Origin of the sequence: Pseudomonas turukhanskensis (assembly GCF_027922365.1) — a bacterium.
Lineage (GTDB): Bacteria > Pseudomonadota > Gammaproteobacteria > Pseudomonadales > Pseudomonadaceae > Aquipseudomonas > Aquipseudomonas turukhanskensis.
Genome location: NZ_BSFN01000025.1, coordinates 26,487 through 49,016, shown reverse-complemented (window position 1 = coordinate 49,016; position 22,530 = coordinate 26,487). Strand labels below are relative to the sequence as shown.

At 56.3% G+C, this 22,530-nt stretch carries 18 protein-coding genes; 9 read left to right on the top strand and 9 right to left on the bottom strand.

Translation table 11 applies throughout. The features are described 5' to 3' along the window. Positions 1 to 948: 948 nt before the first annotated feature. From PKE98_RS24400 to PKE98_RS24390, 3 genes are read right to left on the bottom strand one after another with little or no spacing between them, the layout of a single operon-like run. Positions 949 to 3,081 (bottom strand): hypothetical protein, encoded by a 2,133-nt coding sequence (locus tag PKE98_RS24400; RefSeq protein ID WP_271198036.1) that lies wholly within the window; start codon positions 3,079 to 3,081, stop codon positions 949 to 951. Further along, positions 3,081 to 4,619: a site-specific integrase gene (locus PKE98_RS24395; protein WP_271198034.1), complete on the bottom strand. Its 1,539-nt coding sequence runs from the start codon at positions 4,617 to 4,619 to the stop codon at positions 3,081 to 3,083. The genes PKE98_RS24400 and PKE98_RS24395 overlap by 1 nt, the downstream gene beginning before the upstream one ends. A 15-nt stretch (positions 4,620 to 4,634) precedes the next feature. After that, complete coding sequence (locus PKE98_RS24390) at positions 4,635 to 5,753, bottom strand: tyrosine-type recombinase/integrase (protein ID WP_271198033.1); 1,119 nt, start codon at positions 5,751 to 5,753, stop codon at positions 4,635 to 4,637. Between the two features lie 264 nt (positions 5,754 to 6,017). Here PKE98_RS24390 and ettA point away from each other — a divergent pair, with 264 nt between their 5' ends. After that, on the top strand, positions 6,018 to 7,685 hold the full coding sequence (gene ettA / locus PKE98_RS24385; protein ID WP_271198032.1) for an energy-dependent translational throttle protein EttA: 1,668 nt from the start codon (positions 6,018 to 6,020) through the stop codon (positions 7,683 to 7,685). Between the two features lie 191 nt (positions 7,686 to 7,876). Here ettA and radA read toward each other — a convergent pair whose 3' ends face one another. Further along, complete coding sequence (gene radA / locus PKE98_RS24380; protein WP_110617332.1) at positions 7,877 to 9,244, bottom strand: DNA repair protein RadA; 1,368 nt, start codon at positions 9,242 to 9,244, stop codon at positions 7,877 to 7,879. Positions 9,245 to 9,306: 62 nt separating this feature from the next. Further along, positions 9,307 to 9,555 carry an HP1242/YdcH family protein gene (locus PKE98_RS24375; protein ID WP_271198030.1) on the bottom strand — a complete coding sequence of 83 codons (249 nt, stop codon included), beginning with the start codon at positions 9,553 to 9,555 and terminating at the stop codon, positions 9,307 to 9,309. Between the two features lie 161 nt (positions 9,556 to 9,716). On the opposite strand from PKE98_RS24375, the gene mscL reads away from it, so the two are divergent. Further along, entirely contained in the window at positions 9,717 to 10,151 is a 435-nt protein-coding gene (gene mscL, locus PKE98_RS24370) for a large-conductance mechanosensitive channel protein MscL (RefSeq protein ID WP_271198029.1), read from the top strand. 789 nt (positions 10,152 to 10,940) lie between these two features. On the opposite strand, the gene pdxR is transcribed toward mscL, so the two are convergent. Continuing rightward, complete coding sequence (gene pdxR / locus PKE98_RS24365; protein WP_271198028.1) at positions 10,941 to 12,431, bottom strand: MocR-like pyridoxine biosynthesis transcription factor PdxR; 1,491 nt, start codon at positions 12,429 to 12,431, stop codon at positions 10,941 to 10,943. Between the two features lie 166 nt (positions 12,432 to 12,597). Between pdxR and PKE98_RS24360 the strand changes: the two genes are divergently transcribed. From PKE98_RS24360 to PKE98_RS24340, 5 genes are all read left to right on the top strand, one after another. After that, the gene (locus PKE98_RS24360) at positions 12,598 to 13,485 is read left to right on the top strand and encodes a transporter substrate-binding domain-containing protein (protein ID WP_271198027.1); all 888 of its coding nucleotides are present in this window, start codon (positions 12,598 to 12,600) and stop codon (positions 13,483 to 13,485) included. 246 nt (positions 13,486 to 13,731) lie between these two features. Continuing rightward, complete coding sequence (locus PKE98_RS24355; protein WP_271198025.1) at positions 13,732 to 14,373, top strand: amino acid ABC transporter permease; 642 nt, start codon at positions 13,732 to 13,734, stop codon at positions 14,371 to 14,373. A gap of 12 nt (positions 14,374 to 14,385) precedes the next feature. After that, positions 14,386 to 15,048 carry an amino acid ABC transporter permease gene (locus PKE98_RS24350; protein ID WP_271198024.1) on the top strand — a complete coding sequence of 221 codons (663 nt, stop codon included), beginning with the start codon at positions 14,386 to 14,388 and terminating at the stop codon, positions 15,046 to 15,048. Then, on the top strand, positions 15,041 to 15,811 hold the full coding sequence (locus PKE98_RS24345; protein ID WP_271198023.1) for an amino acid ABC transporter ATP-binding protein: 771 nt from the start codon (positions 15,041 to 15,043) through the stop codon (positions 15,809 to 15,811). Before PKE98_RS24350 ends, PKE98_RS24345 begins: the two co-directional genes overlap by 8 nt. A 35-nt stretch (positions 15,812 to 15,846) precedes the next feature. Beyond that, positions 15,847 to 16,608 (top strand): SDR family NAD(P)-dependent oxidoreductase, encoded by a 762-nt coding sequence (locus tag PKE98_RS24340; protein WP_271198022.1) that lies wholly within the window; start codon positions 15,847 to 15,849, stop codon positions 16,606 to 16,608. 479 nt (positions 16,609 to 17,087) lie between these two features. On the opposite strand, the gene PKE98_RS24335 is transcribed toward PKE98_RS24340, so the two are convergent. The 3 genes from PKE98_RS24335 to PKE98_RS24325 all read right to left on the bottom strand — a co-directional run bounded on the left by PKE98_RS24335 (position 17,088) and on the right by PKE98_RS24325 (position 21,047). Then, the gene (locus PKE98_RS24335) at positions 17,088 to 18,602 is read right to left on the bottom strand and encodes a nucleobase:cation symporter-2 family protein (protein ID WP_271198021.1); all 1,515 of its coding nucleotides are present in this window, start codon (positions 18,600 to 18,602) and stop codon (positions 17,088 to 17,090) included. 112 nt (positions 18,603 to 18,714) lie between these two features. Continuing rightward, complete coding sequence (locus PKE98_RS24330) at positions 18,715 to 20,073, bottom strand: 8-oxoguanine deaminase (RefSeq protein ID WP_271198020.1); 1,359 nt, start codon at positions 20,071 to 20,073, stop codon at positions 18,715 to 18,717. Between the two features lie 263 nt (positions 20,074 to 20,336). Then, positions 20,337 to 21,047, bottom strand: a complete 711-nt coding sequence (locus PKE98_RS24325) for a sulfite exporter TauE/SafE family protein (protein ID WP_271198019.1) — start codon at positions 21,045 to 21,047, stop codon at positions 20,337 to 20,339. Between the two features lie 308 nt (positions 21,048 to 21,355). Between PKE98_RS24325 and PKE98_RS24320 the strand changes: the two genes are divergently transcribed. Both PKE98_RS24320 and ureA read left to right on the top strand, forming a co-directional pair. Next, positions 21,356 to 22,207 (top strand): urease accessory protein UreD, encoded by an 852-nt coding sequence (locus PKE98_RS24320; protein ID WP_271198018.1) that lies wholly within the window; start codon positions 21,356 to 21,358, stop codon positions 22,205 to 22,207. Positions 22,208 to 22,210: 3 nt separating this feature from the next. Further along, a complete protein-coding gene (ureA, locus tag PKE98_RS24315) occupies positions 22,211 to 22,513 on the top strand; it encodes an urease subunit gamma (protein ID WP_271198017.1) in 303 nt (100 codons plus the stop codon). Positions 22,514 to 22,530 lie beyond the last annotated feature (17 nt).

The window sequence follows — 22,530 nt, the reverse complement described above, 5'->3', positions numbered from 1 at the left end:
CGGGGCGCATCATGGGCTGGCTCCAGAAAGAAAATCGGGAGCACAGCATCAGGTCGTACTTGGGTCATTTGAAGGTGGGGTTTATGGAGCGCTTACATATCTAACTCGTACGCGATTCGCCTGCACTAATAACAGAGCGTTAAGATCCGAAAATGGATTCCTAGCTATCGAAGGCCTCTGATCAGCCAGCTTCAACGACCGCTGTAGATCTGGTCTACACCTAGTACAGAGAGGCGAGAGATGCCTGGGGTTTGAAAGTGACATATTCGGACCACAACCAGGCGATGGTTTAGTTGATATGTTTCAGTTCAAATGGCAGTAGCCATCGAGAAAGTACTGTGCGGGATACTTTGATATTTCCCGATTTTTAGAAAGTTTGAATGACGTAAGTATGTTTAAAGAGTAATTATCACTGAGCCTAACATGTCAATAAATAAGTATTATATTGCATGGGAACTACCTAGGTGATCATTTTCGTGGTCGTGCAGTAGTTTTAATTTGCACCAGCTTCGCTGAGGCTAGTCGATTCTGGATGGGTCGCGAAAGTTTGAGGGCAGTGGAGAGTTCATTATGCTTCGCATGTTTTCCCCTAGCGAGTATAAGTGCCCGTTATAAACCCAGCGATGAAACTGTTCAAGTAGGTTGTTGTTTTCCATTTTCAAGCGATTGACCTCTGCTTCTAGTCTTAGTATTCGCTCTTGATCTGGGGTGGGCGACGGAATTTGTGGCTTTATGCAGCTTCTTAAAACTGTTTTTTTAAGAGCGAACGCGTCTCTAATTCTCGCGTGGTTATGCAGCGCTTGTCTCGTATAGCGCTTGCGAGTTGCCAACTCGATTTTTTCGATGAAAGCCTTCCAGCTTAACCTTTCATTCGGCCAACCATCTAATAATTGAACGATCCTAATAACCATCGCGTCGTCCAGGTTAGAATTGCGGAAGCGGGTTTTCTTAATCATCGTAACTTTCTCGAGTAGGGGCTGAAAGTAAGTGTCTCAAATCATCAAGCGAAGAAAATTCGATCTGTTTCTTCTCTGTCAGGTTCTGAGTCTCCTTTTCCCTGATAATTCCCGTAAGAAACGGAGTCGGACTAATTTGAATTACAGATCCTACAGGTACATCTGGATCGTCCAGTAAGGTGATGAGTTCTTTCATGCGTTGAATTTGATGGGATTGATAGATGAACCATTCGGCACTGCCCAATACGTCCGTTGAAAAGGCCTTGCGCGCGTCATCCTGAAGTATTAATAGTTCTTTGTAGCTCGCACGGATATTATTTTCGGCTCTTATATCTCCTTTAATACATACGTGATCTTCGCAACTCGTACAATTGTTATGATGCTCGCATGGGGATTGAGTGTAATCATGTATGCAGAAGCCATTCTCAGTCGTGTGGGCGGTAATTATTTTTAAAGACGCAAATTCGTCTCTAGTAATGAAGTTTCGTTTGCTAATGTCACCAAACGGGCCGAAGGCTTTCGTTGGATCACCTAATGCATCCCGAAGCTTGGTGATTACGTCTCTATCGGATTGATGGTTGTATGTTATGTTTTGGGAAATAGACTTTCTGCCTGCCCACTGAGCGATATTTTCTTCGGTGATGCCCGAGGAGTGACGAACTAAAGTATCGAGATAGTGACGAAACTGGTGGCTTGTCATTTCTATGAATGCTCCGTCTTCGTCCCTATAGTTAAAGCGCTCAAATATGGACATGTTTTTTCCTCTAGATTTCAATGCCATAGATAGCGTGGAGAAAGGGATGTTGGAGAAAATACAAGAGAAAGGTAATTTTGAGCGAAATTCCGAGACACGGGCTATGCATAGGGCCTCGCTATATTTCATATTGCTCGATGCGTCCATGAGCGGGAAATCAATCGGCAGTAATTTTAGTACTGCTTCTTCAACTAGTTTAAATTTAAATGCTTTTATTTTATTCGATGGATTAATAGATTGAATATTATTTCTTCTTAACCATTTCAAGGCTCTGTCTCTTTCCGAGGGCGAAATCTGCTGTTTTGGGGTGCCGAAAAGAACCGAGAATAATTCGATTTCTGTGAGTCTCGTCTTTTTTCGTAGATGCTCAAGTTGGCTGGGGAGATATATATTTGTAGGATTTTCCTCATACCAAACTGCAATTTTTCTTGCGGGCGCGGACAGTTCCTTAATTTTCCCAACAGCTTTTAAGGCTATATTTCGCATCGATGGCGGAACAGTTTTAACTAACGGTGGAGCGCCTTTGGACGGAAACCATCGTAAGCCTGTTCCTACTTCTCCAGATTCTGGATCAGTCCAATCAGGCGCTACCAGATCTACGGGGGCTAACAGCGCTTCGGAGGCTCTATCGGGGGCACATAGCATCAGAGCGCAAATGGATGAGCAGAAAATAGCTGCTCTGTTTTCTGTGTGAGAGTTAAATATTTCAGCTAAGGCATAAATTCCGGCAGGAGACGGAAGTTTTTTGGCGCGTTCTTCATCAAACTTTTTGCCGACACGAGTGCGGCGTTTTTGCTTAGGTTTTAAAGGAACCTTCCAGATGATAGGCGCCGTTATGATGGCTTGTTCTATCATATGCTTATATATCAGGAGAAGTTGGCTAGTATATGAGTATGCAGATTCCTCGCTGAAGTTTTTTCTAAACAGGTTTACGACAGTGTCTAGGATTTCCTTAGAGATTCGTATCGGGTTGCTATTGCCGTGTGTTTTGACCAGAACTCCTTCTAGATACTTTAGAGGTACTATTCGAATGTGATTAGCAACGGTTGGATTTGATTCATTTAGTGAAATTAGTAGTGCTTTCGCGAAGCTATTGAACGGCTCAGATAGGCGCATTTCGTCTGGAAGTGGAGCTGGAATCGGGTTGGCGTTGTTTCGCTTAGAGATTTTGGGTTTGAACTCCGGTTTTGAAAAGTAAACAAAATTTCTTGCGCTGCTCTTTTGTCCGATATGTTTAACGTACCATCCGTTTTCTTCGAATTTGCTATGCTTTAAGAGTATGCTTGGTTGGTTTTTTTTGTTGAGAATAAAATCCTGAAGTTTTTTGTTGGTCTCAGAGAAAAGATGTGAAAAATTAATGTGTTTACTCATTATTTTTTCTCCAGTAATTCTCTGCACCGAAGTATTACCTGTGCACAGCCTAAAATTGACCGATCATTTATGGCTGCTATTTTTGAATCGGTAGTCGCAAGTAAATGCTCCCTGCGGGCAAGCATATGATCTAAAGCTGCCTCGTGAGGCCCGTCAAGCCAAGGTTCAAAATCGTAGCAACCGTTGTAACAGGCGTAGGGGCGGGAAAAATCACATTGAGAATTCTTGCCGCAACTGGCGATAGGTGCTCCATTTCTATCTATGCGTAAGTCAATTATGCGTGAAGATGGTCCTGGTCGAGATGCATCCGATTCTGATGCAATAATTTTTCCGCTGAATGCTTGCGATATAGGGGCCAAATCAAAAGCTATCTGCCTGCTGAACTTGGCTTTGATTTTAGTTGTTAACCCTGCATAAACTTCCACATGCCGGGTGTCAGTGTGGTCCATTAATTCTGCAATTATTAGTGATGACCAACCTTCTTCCGCTGCACGAGTGGCAAATGACCTTCGCAGACGAACAGGGGTAATAGGAGTTTTTCCGTTCAATCGCTCGGAATTAAGGTCTAATGAATTCAGAGCTCTACTAATTTTAATGCCGATTGCTTGCGCGGTACAATGAAACTCAAAGCCTGGGCCATCAGGGAATCGATGTTGGCGCTCCTTCGGAAACATAGGTAGATCAGCTATGTTCGTGTTTTTTTTAGAGTGCTTTTTAGAGAGAGTCTGAATGTAAGATTTTAGTCTATCACCTAGCTCTCGATTCAATTTTCTCAGCCTGAACTCAGATCGATCTAAAGTGTTTTTTTGTTTTGCGCGAGGTACGTTAAGTAAGTGGTCATCAATAGCAAGAGGACCTTGAATAAAGTCTTTGCATTTTAATGAAGCAATTTGTATTGGCCGTATGCCTAATGCAATCATCAAGTAGGACATAAGTAGCTTGGGCTCGCTTATCCGCCCCGTTATTGCTGCTTGTTTGATCTTTGCTTGTAGGTCCTCGAACTCAGAGTCAGTCAAGGGGCCTTCATAGGGATCCATGGTGGCAACTGCTACGCCTGTAGGATTTTGTTTTAGTACTTTCTTTCGGAGTAAGTCAGCTGCCTGTTGTGTTATTCCTGGAGCATTTAGGCTGTGCCATTTCAATAGAAAAGGTCTTAAGCTGGAAAGTTTATGTTCAGCGGACTTTCCCATGGCTAGTATTTCTTGTATGTGCGTTTCCGCTATTTCGATAGTGTCTCCTTTTTGATGTTTAGTAGATTCAATTGCTCGTGAAAACCACAATATGTTTGTGAACGCATTGAATGCAGTGTTGGGGCTTCGATTTTCTAAGTACCAGATTAGGGACTTTTTTATACTCGATATTAAGGTGCCAAAGTTTTCAGGCATTAAGCTGAAGTTGAAATTTACGTTAGTTGTGCCCTCTCGAAATTTCCAGACGTTACTTGAGGGCGAGAAGACGCTACCATTTCTGGTCTTGGAACGTCTGGGTAAATCTTGATGTTGTTTTTCGTGTAAATATAATTCAGCGCTGGAGGGCATATGTGTCTCCGAGAACTAAATGAATATCTTCTTTTGAAGCTCCAATCCGGCGTTTGCGGCGGTTTCGTTGATAAATCTAGAGATATATCTTCGAGGCGTGTTGGATGAGTCGCTCCAGCCTCCTAGCCTTCTTAGGAACGTTAGTATTTCTGTTTGCGAGTAACCACTAGCGTGAAGATCTTCGGCTAGATTTTCACAGTATGTGTGACGGAGAATATGAGGTGATAAGCCTTTAAGTTCTGGGGTGCTATCAAATTCTCTAAAGATTCGATTGATTTCAGATTTGCTTAAAGGCGATCCAGATGTTGATGTGATCAGGAAGTCGTGTTTTCCTTTGACAATTTTATTTCGAGTGATTAGATAGTTTTTTGTCAGCTTATAAAGCTCAGATGTGAGCGGAATCGCCCTATCTTGAGTCTTTGCATTCGGTTCAACTAGTCTGGGATCGTCGCGGTCGTCAGGTCGCCTCAGGATCAGCATTTCCTGCATTCTAGGTCTGATGTCCTGTATGCGAAGCCCTAGCAACTCAGATCTACGTATGCCTGTTCCCAGAAAGAAATGAATGATCAATTCATTACGCTGCTTGGCGAAAGTTGAATGCCACAGCGTTGTATTAATTTCTAAGTTGATACAAGAAATCAAAATACTTTGCGCTTTTCGATTTATTCCCGTGCGTGCTGATAAGTTGTTTCTGGTGGTTTGGGTTGGCGATCTATTTTTCAAATCCAAGTCGATAAGTGTTTTTAATGCACTAAGCTCTGACTTTTTGGTCGTGTCACTTTTTAATATTTCGGACGTTAATCTCCAGTCTATAAACTGTTTGATATAAAATAGTCGAATGCTCGTAGTGCTGGGGGAAACGCTGGCAGGGTTTTTTTCGGATTGCTTACTCATTCTAAAAGATTCTAATGAGTGAACCAGGAATGGTTTTATGTGCTTTTGCTTTGTTGGCGTCAGGTAATCTCTAAGTGATACGTTTGGTATTCCAGCCGCTTTGACGATGGCATCAATCTCTTCAGCGTCTAAAAATCTTGAGTTATTTAGCCTTATGGAAAGATCTATCTCCCGAGTGCGGAGCACAGTTAGCAAAATGGCAATGCTTCTGAGCGCTTGATCGATTGTTGCGCTGGCCACGTTGCTTGGTCTAAGGGCGGAAACTGTCCATAGAGTTGCGTCGAAGTTCGGTATTCCAGTGGAGCGATCTATGAGCGTGGGAAGGCGCTCGCCGCTTGCGCACCTGATGATTTTGACATAGAAGTGCATCATTATTTGCAATCTCGTCGAGTACCTAATAAATAAAGTTTTAGGAGGCGCTTCTGCTTTTGTCAATAGCGACGATAAGCCTATAATGATGGTCTTTCAGCTTGGTTATTTACTTTTATTAAGGAGTGCTACATTTTGGCTCAATACGTCTACACCATGCATCGGCTGGGCAAAGTAGTGCCGCCGAAGCGGGAAATCCTGAAAAACATCTCACTGTCCTTCTTCCCAGGCGCCAAGATCGGCGTACTCGGCCTCAACGGTTCGGGTAAATCCACCTTGCTGAAAATCATGGCCGGCGTTGACACCGAGTTCAACGGTGAAGCCCGCGCCATGCCCGACCTGAATATCGGCTACCTGCCGCAAGAGCCACAGCTGGATCCGGAAAAGACCGTGCGCGAGGTGGTGGAAGAAGCCGTCAGCGTGATCAAGAACGCCCAGGCCCGCCTGGACGAGGTCTACGCCGCCTACGCCGAACCTGACGCAGACTTCGACGCCCTGGCTGCCGAGCAAGGCAAGCTGGAAGCCATTCTGCAAGCCGCTGACGGTCACAACCTGGAGCGCCAGTTGGAAGTCGCGGCCGACGCGCTGCGCCTGCCCGCGTGGGATGCCAAGGTGGTGCACCTCTCCGGTGGTGAAAAGCGCCGCGTGGCCCTCTGCCGTCTGCTGCTGTCCGCCCCGGACATGCTGCTGCTCGACGAACCCACCAACCACCTGGACGCCGACTCGGTGGCCTGGCTCGAACACTTCCTGCACGACTTCCCGGGCACCGTCGTGGCAATCACGCACGACCGTTACTTCCTCGACAACGTTGCCGGCTGGATTCTGGAGCTCGACCGCGGCGCCGGCATTCCGTACGAAGGCAACTACTCCGGCTGGCTGGAAGCCAAGTCCGACCGCTTGGCGCAAGAGTCCAAGCAGCAGTCGGCGCACGAGAAGGCCATGAAGGAAGAGCTGGAGTGGGTGCGCAAAGGCGCCAAAGCCCGCCAGTCCAAGTCCAAGGCCCGTCTGCAACGCTTCGAAGAAATGCAATCGCAGGAATTCCAGAAGCGCAGCGAGACCAACGAAATCTACATCCCGGCGGGCCCGCGTCTGGGCGACAAAGTCATCGACTTCGTCAACGTCAGCAAGGGCTACGGCGACCGCGCGCTGATCGACAACCTGTCGTTCAGCATGCCCAAGGGCGCCATTGTTGGCGTGATCGGCGGTAACGGTGCCGGTAAGTCGACCCTGTTCCGCATGCTGATGGGCAAGGAAACCCCGGACTCTGGCAGCATCGAAGTGGGCGAAACCGTCAAACTCGCGTGCGTCGACCAGAGCCGCGACGACCTGGACGGCAACAAGACCGTGTGGGAAATGGTTTCCGATGGTTCCGACATGATCAAGATCGGCAACTACGAGGTGCCATCGCGTACCTACGTGGGCCGCTTCAACTTCAAAGGCGGCGACCAGCAGAAATTCGTCAAGGACCTCTCCGGTGGTGAGCGTGGCCGCCTGCACCTGGCGTTGACCTTGAAAGAGGGCGCCAACGTGCTGCTGCTCGACGAACCGTCCAACGACCTCGACGTTGAAACCCTGCGCTCGCTTGAAGAAGCCCTGCTGGACTTCCCTGGCGCCGCCATTGTGATCTCCCACGATCGGTGGTTCCTGGACCGCGTGGCCACTCACATCCTGGCGTACGAAGACGACTCGCAAGCCGTGTTCTTCGAAGGCAACTACACCGAGTACGAAGCCGACCGCAAAAAACGCCTCGGCGATGCCGCTGCCCAACCGCACCGCGTACGGCACAAAAAGCTGGCGCAATAAGCGCGAGGTTGATGAAAAAACAGCAAACGGAGCCGCAGCAGGCCGTGTGAAACCTGCTGCGCTCGGTTAAGCGGCCTGGCAGGGCTCCGTTTTTTGTTCAGGTTACATATATTTTTCCAGGCATCGAGTTTGATGCCTGTTCTGAACAGATAGGCGGTCCATCGTGGGAGAGGCTTTAACCTCGATAGCCCTTACTCGAACAACGCATCCAACGCCTGCTCCAGACGCGTCACGGCAATAATCTGCAGCCCAGCCGGGGCCTCCTTCGGCGCATTGCCTTTGGGCACAATGGCGCGCTTGAAGCCATGTTTGCCCGCCTCCTTCAAACGCTCCTGACCGCTCGGCACCGGGCGCACTTCACCCGACAACCCCACCTCTCCGAACACCAGCAAATCATGGGGTAACGGCCGGTTGCGCAGGCTGGACATCACCGCCGCCATCAACGCCAGGTCGGAGGCGGTCTCCATCACCTTCACCCCGCCCACCACGTTGAGGAACACGTCCTGATCGTGGGTTGGAATACCACCGTGGCGGTGCAGCACCGCCAGCAGCATGGCCAACCGGTTCTGGTCCAACCCGACGGTTACCCGGCGCGGGTTGGCCAGGTGGCTGGTATCGACCAGAGCCTGCACCTCGATCAGCATCGGCCGGGTGCCTTCCCACGTCGCCATTACCACACTGCCCGGCACTTCTTCCTGGGCGCGGGTGAGAAAGATGGCCGAGGGGTTGGACACTTCCTTCAAGCCCCGATCCGTCATGGCGAACACGCCTAGTTCGTTCACCGCGCCAAAACGATTTTTCACCGCCCGCAGCAAGCGGTAGCGGCCGTCGGACTCGCCTTCGAAATACAACACGGTGTCCACCATATGCTCCAGCACGCGCGGGCCCGCCAGCGCGCCTTCCTTGGTCACATGGCCCACCAGGAAAATCGCCGTGCCGCTCTGCTTGGCATAACGCACCAGCAGGGCCGCACTCTCGCGCACCTGGGCGACGCCGCCAGGAGCCGATTGCAACTGCTCGGTGAAGATCGTCTGGATCGAGTCGATCACCATAACCTTGGGTTTTTCGATCTTGGCCGTGGCGATGATCTGCTCGATGCAGGTTTCGGTCATCACCTTGAGCTTGTCTTCCGGCAACCCCAGACGGCGGGCGCGCATGGCCACTTGCTGTTGGGATTCCTCACCGGTGACGTACAGAGCCGGCATACGCGTGGCAATGTTGCAGAGGGTTTGCAGCAGGATGGTGGACTTGCCAATGCCGGGGTCGCCGCCAATCAGCACCACCGAGCCATCGACCAGGCCGCCGCCGAGCACGCGGTCCAGCTCGGCCGAGGCCGTGGAAAAGCGCGGCATTTCTTCCACGCTGACTTCGGCCAGGGTTTTCAGTTGTGCCTGTTGCCCGGCCCAGCCGGCACGACCGCTGGCAGCCGTTTCGCTGCCCACCTCGATCATGCTCTCCACCAGGGTGTTCCAGGCGCCGCACTCGCCGCACTGGCCGGCCCACTTGGGGAAGGTCGCACCGCATTCGGTGCAGCCATACATACGCTTGGCCTTGGCCATCTCAACCCCCTTGCCGAAAAGCGCCGATGATAGCTCAGCTACCGGCGCCGGTGGCTCGGTTGTCAGGCCTTACTGGCGGCCTGCAGTTGCCTGGCGATTTCCAGATTGAGTTTGACCCGTTCATTCTTCAGCGCCTTGAGCGCCATATCGTCCATGGCCTGTCGACCGTCCTCGACCTGAAAAATCTGTTTATCCAACGCCGAGTAGTCGGCAGCGAGCTTGCTGAAGTGTGCATCCTGGCCCAGCAGCCGTTGCAACTCGCCCTGAAACTCGGGGAACTCCTGATGCAGCGGGTGGTGTTCAAGGGTCATAAGCCGTCTCCTGTCGCGGTAGGTGGATTAACCCCTACAGCCTAGACCAGAGGCAAAAACGGGGAACACTGAGCGCCCAGGTCGGTCACTTGAAGCTGGGAGTCGCCAAAGCGCTGCTCTACACTGCCCTCCAAACATCATCAGTAACAGGGAGTCCATCTATGAGCATACTCAGTGAATTCAAAGCCTTTGCCGTCAAAGGTAATGTCGTCGATATGGCGGTCGGTATCATCATTGGCGCGGCGTTCGGCAAGATTGTGTCGTCGTTCGTGGGCGATGTGATCATGCCGCCATTGGGGTTATTGATCGGCGGCGTGGACTTCTCTGACCTGGCCATTACCCTGCGTGCGGCGGTGGACGACAAGCCTGCTGTGTTGCTGGCCTACGGCAAATTTCTGCAAACCTGCCTGGACTTTCTGATCGTTGCCTTTGCCATTTTTATGGGCGTGAAGGTGATCAACAAGTTGCATAAAGAACAGGCCAAGGCGCCGGCTGCGCCGACGGCTGAGGTGGTGTTGTTGGCGGAGATTCGGGATTTGTTGAAGTCCGAGCAGCAGGTGGTGCCGCCGGGTGTGGATAAGCATCAGCCGCTTTGATTTTTGTGGCGCTTCGGCGCCATGGTTTTGTTTGCTTGGGGTGAGGTGTTGGAACTCATTGGCGCGTGCGCTGGGCGTTTTGTTTCGCGCCTTACGCGCGAGTTTCTTTTATCAGTCGCCATAAAAGAAACCAAAAGGGCTTGCCCCTACCTGGGGTTTTCACTGCGTGAAAACTTTCCTCACTCCGTCGTTGCTCCAGGGGCCGGGCTGAAGGGCCATCCATGGCCCTCATCCCTCTTCGCGGCTCCCGGCCGCTACGACCCCTTACGCAACGACTCCACTCGGCCTGGCGCTCAAGGGGCGGGTAGATCACAAGCGGTAGATCAAAAGCCAGATCAACAGCCCCTCACCCCCGGCCCCTCTCGCCTGCCCGGCCGGCCTAGCGGGCGAGGGGTGACGTAGGGCGACGACCGCGTTTGATCTTGTAGGAGCTAGCTTGCTAGCGAACCCTGCAAACGTAGGATTGGAATTACCTTTTCCAGGCTTCGCCAGCAATCGGATGGCCGCCCCCTGGCCCCTACGAGAAGCAGCCCCCTCTCCCGCGTGCGGGAGAGGGTCGGGGGCGGCCGGCTAGGCGAGGGGAACTTGATCTGCTTTTGATCTTGATCTGCCCGCCCCTTGAGCGAGGGAACTTTTCACGCAGTGAAAACCCAAGGTGGGGGCAAGATTTTTTGGTTTCTTTTTTATAGTGCGGCATTCCGACGACTGGAAAAAGAAACTCGCGCGTAAGGCGCGAAATAAAACTTCCCGCAAACGCGACAAAGAAGAACACCACCCAACCACGAGCAATCACATCCGCTCTAACACCTGCGCCAACACCCGAATCCCCGGCCGAATCCGCTCCGAATCAATCGCATGAAACCCCAAGCGCATAAAATTCACCGGCACATGCTGTCCAAAGAAAAACTGCGCCCCCGACTCAATCAACACGCTCTGCTGCGCCGCCGCCCAGGCCAGCTTCTGTGTATCCACCCCCTGCGGCGCCGCCAGCCAGAAGGCACTCGCCCCGGGGCTACCCACATGCTCACACCCCGGCAGTTCTTCACGCAGCGCCAGGCTCAACGTCTCACGCCGCCGCGCATGCTCTTCACGGAATCTGCGCAGATGCGCGTCGTAATGCCCCTGCGCAAGAAACTCCGCCAACATCCGCTGGTTGTTCAGTGGCGGATGCCGGTACATCAGCCGCCGCAACGCCCGTAGCTCATCAATCAGCTCGGCATCGGCCACCATGTAGCCCATGCGCAACCCCGGCGAAAACGCTTTGGACAGGCTGCTCAGGTAAATCACTCGTCCCTGGCTATCGCTGGCTTTCAACGCCGGCTGCGGGTGGTTGTCGAGGTTCAGTTCGGCGTCGTAGTCGTCTTCGATCAGCACCTGATCGTGCTCACGAATCTGCTTTAGCAATTGCCCCCGCCGCTCGGTGCTCATGGCGATGCCGGTGGGCACCTGGTGGCCTGGGGTGACGTACAGGTATTCGCAGTCGTTCAGGCGCGAATCGACCACCAGCCCTTCACGGTCGATGTCTTGCAGCTGCACGTGCGCACCTTGCAGGTCGAAGATGCTCAAGGCGTCGCGAAAGCCGGGGTTTTCCACGGCCACTTTTACGCCTTTGCCCATCAGCAGTGTGGCCAGCAGGTACAAGGCGTTTTGCGAGCCGAGGGTGACCAGAATTTCATCGGGCCGCGCCCAGATGCCGCGTTTGGGCAGCACGCGGGTGCGCAGTTGTTCGATAAGCATTTCATCGTCGCGGTCGAAACGGTCGCGCAACCAGCCTTGGTCGCGCTCGCTGCGCAGGGTGTTGCGCGACACCTCGCGCCAGCGCTCCAGCGGAAACAGGTCGCGAATCGGCTGGCCGTAAACAAACGGGTAGGTGAAGCCGGGCCAGTTGCTGGGGCGCAGCACGCCATGCTTCAGGCTGGGCTGCATCTTGAAGCGCGCAGCCCAATTCGGTGCACGCTCGCCATCCTCTAGGTGGTCGGGTTGGCGCTGCGCGGTGGTGCGCAGCACGCTGTCGTCGAAGTCGGCGCCGCAGTAGTCCGGGTGCAGGTAGTAACCACTGCGTGGGCGGCTGACCAGGTAGCCGTTGTCGAGCAGGCTTTCGTACACCAGCGCCACGGTGTTGCGGGAAATGGACAGCTGCTGGGACAGTTTGCGGCACGACGGCAAGGGCTCATCTGCCGGGAAGCCGCCGCCGAGAATGGTGGACACCAGCGACTCGCGCAGTTGCTCCTGAAGGCCACGCTGGTGGTCGAAATCCAGATGAAACAGGTGATCGATCATGGTGGGTTTTCTCGCTTGCCGACCGATGAGCTTTGCAATTCGCGCGCCATGGTTTTGGCCCGCAAGACTGGCCAGTCGAATGGCCAAATCTGTCCCTATCCCCTCGCTTGCAGCCCTCTCTATGGTTGAGTCCAGCCAACTTCTAACGACAACTGGAGCAGCACTTATGAAGCACACGAACAACGGTTCGCTGGCCCTCAAATCGCTTGGCCTGTTGCGCAAGCTGACCCTCGCCACCCTGGTACTCAGTGCCCCGTTCGCCCACGCCGACCTCGATGAGGTGAAGAGCAAAGGCGTGCTCACCGTGGCGACCGAAGATGACTACGCACCGTTCAACTACATCGTCGACGGCAAGCCGGAGGGTTTTCACAAGGAGCTACTGGAAGACCTGGTTGCCTACGCCAAGGAACAGAAGATCGATGTAAAGCAGGACATCCTGCCCTGGACCGGCCTGCTTGCGTCGGTGTCGTCCGGCCAGTATGACGTGGCCTTCACCGGCGCCCTGGTCACCGACGAGCGCCTGCGCGTGTTCAACTTCACCCCGCCGTTCGCCAGCGCCCAGCACTATTACGTGAAGCGCGCCGACGACAAGAGCCTCAGCGATATCGCCAGCCTGTGCGGCAAAACTGTCGGCGTGCAAGCCGGTAGCGCCCTGCTCGCTCGCCTGCCTGAGCTCAAGGCGATGATGAAAGAAAAAGGCTGCGAGATGGGCAAGGTGGTTGAGTACCAATCCTACCCTGAGGTGTACGCGGACCTGGCCAACGGCCGTCTGGATTACGCGGTCAACGCGCTGATCTCGGTAAATGACCTGATCAAAACCCGTGGCGACACCTTCGCTAAGGGCATCGCGGTATCCGGCCCTGGTTTCGCTGCCTGGCCGATGCCGAAGAACAGCCCTGAGCTGTTGAAATTCCTCACCGGCTTCATGGACAAAGTGCGCGCCAACGGCCGCCTGGCGGCGCTGCAAACCAAGTGGTTCGGTGAAGCGTTCCCGGATATGCCCAAAGAGCCGATCACCAACGTCGAGCAGTTTCACAAGCTGGCGGGGATGTAAGCCCCAACACCTTCGTCCCCGCGCAGGCGGGGACCCGGAAGTCGTCAGGAGAACCGTGTTCGCCGGGCAATTCTGGATTCCCGCCTGCGCGGGAATGACGGTGAGTGGTGTTGGGATACTCGAACCACCCATCTTCATTCTACCCCCACACCTGGCCCCCGCTTTGCTTCTGTTTCACCCAAGCCTTAAAAAAACCACTCACGGTCTGGCTCGCATTAATCCCGTTTTCAAATAAGGAGCCGAGGCATGAACGGTCAAGCCTGGTTGTTGCTGTTGGAAGGCGCCTGGACCACCTTGTGGCTCTGCGGCATCGCCATTTCCATCGGCGTTGTGCTGGGCCTTGGCGTCGCACTGGTGCGCATGGCCAAGATCCCTTTCGTTGACCAGATTCTGGTTCTGTACATCAGCCTGGCCCGCGCCACGCCGCTGGTGACCTTTGTGTTGTTCCTGTTTTTGTCGGCGCCGATGTTTGGCATCAACATGAACCGCAACACCGCCGCCATCGTGGCCATGACGTTGAACACCGCCGCCTTCAATGCCGAAATCTGGCGCGCGGCCTTTCTCAGTTTTTCCCGCGATCAGCGCGAAGCGGCGCTGGCCTGCGGCATGACCGGCGGGGTGTTTTTCCGCCGCATCATGCTGCCGCAAATGATCACCAGCAGCCTGCCGGGCCTGGTCAATGAGATGTCGTTTCTGATCAAGGGCAGCCCGGCCATCGCGGTGATCGGCATCGTCGATCTGACCCGGGTGACCAACCGGATTTCCGCCGTCACCTACGAGCCGTTGCCGCCGATTCTGTGCGCTGCCTTGCTGTATATGCTGATCATCAGCGTGTTGCTCAAGCTGCAGGCAATGGCGGAAAAGAAAGCCAACCGACTGGCCATGTAAGGGCGACACACCATGACTGAATGGACGATTTTGTGGGAAGCCCGCGAGACCTTTATCAACGGCCTGATCGGCACCCTGGTGCTGTTTGTATTGTCGACGCTGTGCGCGTTTGTGCTGGGTTGCCTGGCGGTGTACCGGCTGGAAGCAGGCGACCGTTTTTCCTGGGTGATTCGCACCCTGATAAACCTGATGCGCACCTTGCCGTTTCTGATCCTGGCTTACTTGCTCTATTACGGGCTGCCGCAGTTGGGCGTGCGCATGGACGCCTGGACCGCCGGTTTTATCAGCCTGATCATTTACCACGCGGCCTACTTTGCCGAGATTCTGCGTGGCAGCCGCCTGGTAATGCCAGCCGGTTTGGTGGAAGCAGCCCTGGCCCATGGCTTTACGCCGGGGCGGCTGTTCTGGCGCATTATTCTGCCGCAACTGGTGATCAAGACCCGGCCGCTGCTCGGCAACCAACTCATCATCGCCCTCAAGGACACCGCCTTCCTGACCATCATCACCGTGCAGGAACTGACCGCCGCCGCCAACTCGGCGCAGTCCACTTACTTCATTCCCACCCAGGCCTTCGTGCTGGTGATCATCCTGTATTGGCTGATCAGCATCTGCCTGGAACTGGCACTCAAATGGGCCGGCCGCTTCGGCGCCAAACGAGGTTTTGACTATGTCTGATTCAAACGCTGCGCTGGCAGTCAGCATCAAGCGCATGTCCAAGAGCTTTGGCGATATCGAGGTGTTGCGCGATATCGATCTGGAAGTGAAAAAAGGCGAAGTGGTCAGCGTGCTGGGTTCCAGCGGCTCGGGTAAATCCACCATGCTGCGTTGCATCAACTGGCTGGAAGTACCGGACCGCGGCAGCATTCATATCGCCGGCGAGCGCATCGGCGTGAACGAGGCCGCCGGGCGCAAGATGAACAACAAAGAGCTGGCCACCCTGCGCGCCAAGACCGGCATGGTGTTCCAGGGCTTCAATCTGTGGCCGCACCTGACGGTGATCCAGAACGTAATGGAAGCGCCGATCTACGTAAAAGGCATGGCCAAGGATCAGGCCCGCGCCATCGCCGAGCAGTTGCTGGAAAAGGTTGGCATGAGCGAGCGCAAAGACGCCTATCCCTTTACCCTGTCGGGCGGGCAGAAGCAGCGTGTGGCCATTGCCCGCGCGCTGGCCATGAGCCCGGAAGTGATATTGTTCGACGAACCCACCTCAGCGCTGGACCCCGAGCGGGTCGGTGAAGTGCTGCAGGTGATGAAGAATCTGTCGAGCGAGGGCTACACCATGATCGTGGTCACCCACGAAATGGAATTCGCCCGTGCTGTGTCCGACCAGGTGGTGTTTCTGGAAAAAGGCCTGATCATCGAAAAATCGGCCCCGGACAAATTCTTCAGCAACCCGGAAACCGAGCGGGTGCGCAAATTTCTCGAGCTGTCGAACTGACCGCTCCATCAAGTCGCCGTGAAGACGAGGTAAACATGAGCAAGGTGGTATTTATCACAGGGGCAACATCGGGTTTTGGCCGCGCCACAGCACGGCGTTTTGCCGAAGCGGGCTGGTCGCTGGTGTTGAGCGGGCGCCGCGAGGAGCGCCTGATCGAGCTGCAGAAAGAGCTGGCGGCCAAGGTGCCTGTGCATATCGCTGTGCTGGACGTACGTGATGCGGCCGCTGTGCAGAAAATGGTCGATGACCTGCCGGAAGGCTTTCGCCACGTGCGCAGCCTGATCAACAACGCCGGCCTGGCCCTGGCCCCGGAGCCGGCGCAGAAAGTGGCGCTGGAAGACTGGCACACCATGATCGATACCAATATCACCGGGCTGGTCAACGTCACCCACGCGGTGCTGCCAAAATTGCTGGAAACCGGCAAGGGCGCGAGCATCGTCAATATCGGCTCGGTGGCCGGTGAATGGCCGTATCCGGGTGGCCATGTGTATGGGGCCAGCAAGGCGTTCGTGAAGCAGTTCAGTTACAACCTGCGGTGCGATTTGATTGCCACCGGCGTGCGGGTGACCGACATTGCGCCGGGCATGGCTGAAACCGAATTTACCCTGGTGCGTACCAAGGGCAATCAGGCGGCGTCCGATGCCATGTATGGCACCACTACGCCGTTGAGTGCGGAAGATATTGCTGAGCAGATTTTCTATGTGGCGAATCTGCCGGATCACATCAATATCAACCGGTTGGAGATTATGCCGAGCCGGCAGGCATGGTCGGCTTTTGCGGTAGATCGGGATAAGTGATCTCGCGCTTACGCACGATGCTTTTGTAGGGTGTGCTCTGCGCACCAGCTGTTGGCTTTTGGGATTGCGGTGGTTTTTTGATCGCGTGCGCTGAACGTTTTGTTTCGCGCCTTACGCGCGACTTACTTTTAGCATCGCCCTAAAAGTAAGCAAAAGGTCTAGCCCCCACCTTGGGTCTACGCTGCGCTCCGACTCCCCTCGCTACGTCGTCGCTCCAGGGGCCGTCCTGAAGGGCCATCCATGGCCCTCAGGACTCTCCGCGGCTCCCGGCCGCTACGACCCCTTACGCAACGACTCTGCTCGGCCTGCGCTCAAGGGGCGGGTAGATCAAAAACGGTGGATCACAATCTACGGCCCCTCACCCCAGCCCTCTCCCGCAAGCGGGAGAGGGGGCTGACCAAGTGAGGTCGTCGCCCTACGTCACCCCTCGCCCGCTTCGCGGGAGAGGGGCCGGGGGAGAGGGGCCGTTGATCCGACTATCAGTGCGCGTGCTCTGTACGCTTCTGGTTCAACGTCGCACCCGGCCCATGGTGTTCATCGGCCTCCACTATCGGCACTTCCTTGCCGTCGCAGTCGAACAGCTTGCCATCGCGGACAAAGTCGCCGTCGTTGAGGCAGGCAATATCGCGGTAGCGCACGGTGCGGTCGCTCGCGGCTACGAACACCGATTGCTGATCGGAGTTGCCGGCGCGTAGGTGGTTAAACAGCAGGTTCAGCAGGATGGCCATGATCGCCGCCGAACTGATGCCGGAGTGGAAGATGGTTTCGAACCAGCTCGGGAACTGGTGGTAGAAGGTCGGTGCCGCAATCGGGATCATGCCGAAGCCGATCGAGGTGGCGACGATGATCAGGTTCATGTTGTTGCGGTAGTCCACCTGCGCCAGGGTGCGAATGCCGCTGGCTGCAACGGTGCCGAACAGCACCAGGCCAGCACCACCGAGTACCGCAGTCGGCACGGCAGCGACCAGGCGCCCCATTACCGGCAACAAGCCGAGGGTCACCAGAATCAGACCACCGGTGGCCACCACGTAACGGCTCTTCACGCCGGTTACCGCAACCAGGCCCACGTTCTGGGCGAACGCACTCTGGGTGAATGAGCCGAACAGCGGCGCCAAGGCACTGGAGATCATGTCGGCGCGCAGGCCGTTGCCCAGGCGTTTGGAGTCGACCTTGGTGTCGATGATTTCGCCCACGGCCAGAATGTCGGCCGAGGTTTCCACCATGGTCACCACTATCACGATCAGCATCGACAGAATGGCCGCAAGCTGAAATTGCGGCATGCCGAAGTGCAGCAAACCCGGCAGGGCAACAATGGGCCCCTCCAGCACACGGGAGAAATCGGCCATGCCGGTGGCGGTCGCGATCAGGGTGCCGATGACGATCGACAGCAGAATCGACAACCGCGAAATGCTCGCGCTACCCAGCTTGCTCAGCAGCAGCACCAAGGCCAGGGTGAGCGCCGCCAGGCCGATATTGGCCACGCTGCCAAAGTCCGGCGCCTGGCTGTTGCCGCCCATGGCCCAGCGTGCCGCGACGGGCATCAGGGTCAGGCCGATGGTGGTGATGACGATGCCGTTCACCAGTGGTGGGAAGTATTTGATGATGCGAGAGAACACCGGCGTGATCAGCAGACCGATCACCGACGCTGCAATTACTGCACCGAACACCACAGGCAAACCACCCGCACCGTTGCTGCCAAGAATGGCGATCATGGTGGCAACGCCCGAGAACGACACACCCTGAACCAACGGCAGGCGACAGCCGAAGAAGGGTAAACCCAGGGTCTGTAGCAACGTGGCCAGGCCGCCGGCAAACAGCGAGGCGGCAATCAGCAGGCCGATTTCGGCAGGCGCAAGGCCAGCCGCCTGACCGACGATAAGGGGCACGGCAATGATGCCGCCATACATGGTCAGAACGTGTTGCAGGCCATACGCCAGGTTGGCGCCGATACCGAGGTTTTCGTCTTCGGGACGAGATGTAGCAGGAGAAGTCATGGTAGGTAGCTCGCTTTTGTCGTTTTTATGCGTCTAACAGCAGTCGATGAGTTCTGTGTTGCCTGGGTTTTCCGGCCGCCGCACCCAAGGCTCGGAACAACGGCCGGGGGTATTACTCGCCGGTCACCAGTTGGCGGGCCAGTTGGTTATGACGTTCCAGCACCAGCGGCAAATCGACGGTGGTAATGCGACCGTCCTGAACGACCACACGGCCGTTGATCACGCTGGTATGAACTTGGGTAGGGGTGCAGAACACCAGGGCCGCGAGCGGGTCGTGGTGAGCGCCGGCGTAACTTACGTGGCTCATGTCGAAGGCCACGAAGTCGGCGATCATGCCCGGCGCCAAGGCGCCGATGTCGTTGCGGTTGAGCACCTTGGCGCCGCCCAGGGTGGCGATTTCCAGCGCCTCGCGGGCGGTCATGGCATCCGGGCCGAACCCCACGCGCTGCAGCAGCAAGGCCTGGCGCACTTCGCCGATCATGCTGGCGCCGTCGTTGGAGGCCGAACCGTCAACGCCCAACCCTACCGGCACGCCGTGGTCACGCATTTTGCGGATTGGCGCGATGCCGGAGGCCAGGCGCATGTTCGAGCACGGACAGTGGGCAACGCCGGTACCGGTGCGGGCGAACAGCTCGATGCCGTGCTGGTCGAGTTGCACACAGTGGGCGTGCCACACATCGTGCCCCACCCAGCCGAGGTCTTCGGCATATTCGGCAGGCGTCATGCCGAATTTTTCGCGGCTGTAGGCGATGTCGTTGACGTTCTCGGCCAGGTGCGTGTGCAGCGACACCCCGTATTGGCGCGCCAGCACGGCGGCTTCACGCATCAGGTCACGGCTGACCGAAAACGGTGAGCACGGCGCCACGACTACGCGCAGCATCGAGCCATGGCTGGCGTCGTGGTAGTCCTCGATCAGGCGCTGGGATTCTTTGAGGATGTCGCTTTCTTTCTCTACCACCGAGTCTGGCGGCAGGCCGCCCTGGCTGCGGCCGACACTCATGCTGCCGCGGGCGGCGTGAAAGCGCATGCCGATCTCGCCGGCGGCGTGGATGCTGTCGTCCAGCTTGCAGCCGTTGGGGTAAATGTACAGGTGGTCGCTGGAGGTGGTGCAGCCGGAGAGAATCAGCTCGGCCATGGCGGTCTGGGTGGACACCGCGATCATTTCCGGCGTCAGGCGCGCCCATATCGGGTACAGATTTTCCAGCCAGTTGAACAGCTCACCATCCTGCGCGGCCGGCACCACGCGGGTGAGGCTCTGGTACATATGGTGGTGGGTATTGACCAGGCCGGGAATGACCACCTTGCCGGTCATGTCCAGCACCACATCGGCGGTGGCCGGCAGCGTGTCGCTGGGGCCGACCTGCTTGATCAAATTGTCTTCGATATACAGGCCACCGCGACGAATCTCGCGGCGTTCGCCGTCCATGGTCACTAACAGTTCAGCGTTCTTGACCAATAAAGTCTTGGGCATGGGTAAGGCTCCCCCTTGGAGGCCAATTTCAACGAGCGGTTTGGGTCATGCGGAGTTCGTCGCTGGGACGCGGGCTCTGGCGAGCCTGATTGACGTGGAGCGACGTTCGCAGAAGACGCTCAGGGGGTTCGAGCAGCACGGCATGTTGCATGGCTTGAGACCAACGCAATACACACCGGCGATTACCGGTGTCGTAGGCGCGCAAATAATGTAACCAGGAACGCTGACTTTTGTATACAAAAAATATGCAGCGCTGCTGATAGCTACAACAGCGTTTTGGCCAACGTGGCTGCCGAGAGCAACACCAGCACACCACCAATCAACAGGTGCAACGACATGGGCTTGCGGCGGAACAATAACTGCCCTGCCACATTGCCCAATAACGCCGGCACCAGCAGGCTGGCAGCCAGTTGCAGGTGTGCCAGGCTCAGCACCTGCAACCACCACAAACTCGCCAGGGCCAGTACATCGCTCACGGCAAAAAATACGATGGCGGTGCCGCGCACGCTGGCGGGTGACAGGCCACTGCGCAGCAGATACACCACGACGGGCGGTCCTCCGGCTGACGCCATGGCCGTCACCAAGCCGGAAACAAAGCCCGCCGGCATGGCCCACTTCGTCGCCATCGGGCGGCCCGCAACTGGCTGACGGAACAGCACCAGCACGCCGCCCAGCAAGCACATCAGCGCCACCACCGGCGCCATCCACTGTTCCGGCAACCGTGCCAAGGCCAGCGAGCCTACCGGCACCGCCAACAGCATGCCGGCCAGCAAGCGCAGGCCCACGCCGGCATCAAAGGTTTTGCGCGCGCCTGGCCAGAGGCTGACGCTGCACACCAGGTCCAGCAGCAACACCACCGGAATGGCCAGAGCCGGCGGGCTGACAGTGAGCAAGCCCAGCGCCAGCACCATGGAAAAACCAAAGCCGCTGTAACCGCGCAGCAGGCCGGCGGCAAAGGCCAGAATCAACAACATGTCAGGCGCCCCTGATGGTGGAGGGCTGACTGTAGGATTGAGACCGAGCGTGGCGAGAGAGCCAGTTGGGAGCAGTGGTTGAGCCAGCCTCGATTAGCATCAGCAGCACTACGCACCATTTCAGCCCATAGACCTTGCGGCGCACCAAAAGCGCGCACACGCCCTGTAGCAGCGACCCAGCAAAAACCTGATCAATACGCCAACAAATTCCCCGCGCTCGCCACCTCCAGCCTTTCATCGCACTACTTCGGCGCAAAAGGCACGGCTATTGCTCTAGCCTGCAACAGTCCGAATTAACCAAGAAGCTGATGAACGCACCGTTGCCCCCTGCCCTGTTCACCCCCAACTGGTACGCCGAGCTGGAGCTGGCCTATGCCCGTCAGGGCGATAGCACGCGCCCGGTAATGCGTCGCCACCAGGGCCCGCTGCGGGTGCAGAAGCACTTGTATGCCGAGGGCCCGGAGGTGTGTCAGCACATCATCGTGCACCCGCCGGGCGGCATTGCTGGCGGCGACCGTTTGAATATCAGCGTGCAGGTGCAGGAGCAGGCTTGGGCGCAGCTCACCAGCCCCGGTGCGGCCAAGTGGTACCGCGCCGCCGGCCCGGCGTATCAGCAGCTCGATGTACAGGTTGCAGCCGGCGCCACCCTGGAATGGCTGCCGCAGGAAACCATTGTGTACGCCGCCGCCCAGGCCGAACTCACTACCCGTATCGAACTGCAGGGCGATGCCAACCTGCTGTACTGGGACATGGTCGCCCTCGGCCGCCCCGCTGCCGGCGAGCGCTTCGACAAGGGCCACTTTCAGGCCCACCTGGATATCCGCCGCGACGGTAAGCTGCTCTGGCATGAACGCCAACGCGTGGTCGGTGGCGACGGCCTGCTCGACTCGCCCATTGGGCTGGCCGGCAACCCGGTGTTTGCCACGTTGTTGATTACCGGCGACCTGGCCCCCGAGTTACTCGAACACTGCCGCGAACTCTGCGCCGGACCCCATGCCCGGGTGCGCGGTGACCTCAGCCAATTGCCGGGCCTGGTGGTTGCACGGTGCCTCGCTGTCGAGGCGCTGCATGCGCGGGCCTGGCTGATCGACCTCTGGCGTGTGCTGCGCCCTGCCCTGCTGGGCCGCGCTGCCGTACCGCCGCGAATCTGGAGTACCTGACCGATGGACCTGAGCCCACGCGAAAAAGACAAGCTGCTGATATTCACCGCCGGCCTGGTGGCCGAGCGCCGTCTGGCGCGGGGGGTGAAACTTAACTACCCCGAGGCCATGGCCTATATTTCCGCCGCGCTGCTCGAAGGCGCGCGCGATGGCCGCACCGTGGCCGAGCTGATGCATTTCGGCACCACCCTGCTTACCCGTGAACAAGTGATGGAAGGCATCGCGGAAATGATTCCGGAAATCCAGATTGAAGCGACGTTTCCCGATGGCACCAAACTGGTAACCGTGCACCAGCCCATCGCCTGAGAAAAAGAAGAGAGCCC

Coding starts and splice junctions, on each gene's coding strand:
- radA (WP_110617332.1), bottom strand. CDS start 9,244: ATGGCCAAGGCCAAGCGTATGTATGGCTGCACCGAATGCGGTGCGACC.
- PKE98_RS24395 (WP_271198034.1), bottom strand. CDS start 4,619: ATGCCCTCCAGCGCTGAATTATATTTACACGAAAAACAACATCAAGAT.
- PKE98_RS24330 (WP_271198020.1), bottom strand. CDS start 20,073: ATGCCCAAGACTTTATTGGTCAAGAACGCTGAACTGTTAGTGACCATG.
- PKE98_RS24340 (WP_271198022.1), top strand. CDS start 15,847: ATGAGCAAGGTGGTATTTATCACAGGGGCAACATCGGGTTTTGGCCGC.
- mscL (WP_271198029.1), top strand. CDS start 9,717: ATGAGCATACTCAGTGAATTCAAAGCCTTTGCCGTCAAAGGTAATGTC.
- PKE98_RS24375 (WP_271198030.1), bottom strand. CDS start 9,555: ATGACCCTTGAACACCACCCGCTGCATCAGGAGTTCCCCGAGTTTCAG.
- PKE98_RS24335 (WP_271198021.1), bottom strand. CDS start 18,602: ATGACTTCTCCTGCTACATCTCGTCCCGAAGACGAAAACCTCGGTATC.
- PKE98_RS24345 (WP_271198023.1), top strand. CDS start 15,041: ATGTCTGATTCAAACGCTGCGCTGGCAGTCAGCATCAAGCGCATGTCC.
- PKE98_RS24360 (WP_271198027.1), top strand. CDS start 12,598: ATGAAGCACACGAACAACGGTTCGCTGGCCCTCAAATCGCTTGGCCTG.
- PKE98_RS24320 (WP_271198018.1), top strand. CDS start 21,356: ATGAACGCACCGTTGCCCCCTGCCCTGTTCACCCCCAACTGGTACGCC.
- pdxR (WP_271198028.1), bottom strand. CDS start 12,431: ATGATCGATCACCTGTTTCATCTGGATTTCGACCACCAGCGTGGCCTT.
- PKE98_RS24325 (WP_271198019.1), bottom strand. CDS start 21,047: ATGTTGTTGATTCTGGCCTTTGCCGCCGGCCTGCTGCGCGGTTACAGC.
- PKE98_RS24355 (WP_271198025.1), top strand. CDS start 13,732: ATGAACGGTCAAGCCTGGTTGTTGCTGTTGGAAGGCGCCTGGACCACC.
- PKE98_RS24350 (WP_271198024.1), top strand. CDS start 14,386: ATGACTGAATGGACGATTTTGTGGGAAGCCCGCGAGACCTTTATCAAC.
- ureA (WP_271198017.1), top strand. CDS start 22,211: ATGGACCTGAGCCCACGCGAAAAAGACAAGCTGCTGATATTCACCGCC.
- PKE98_RS24400 (WP_271198036.1), bottom strand. CDS start 3,081: ATGAGTAAACACATTAATTTTTCACATCTTTTCTCTGAGACCAACAAA.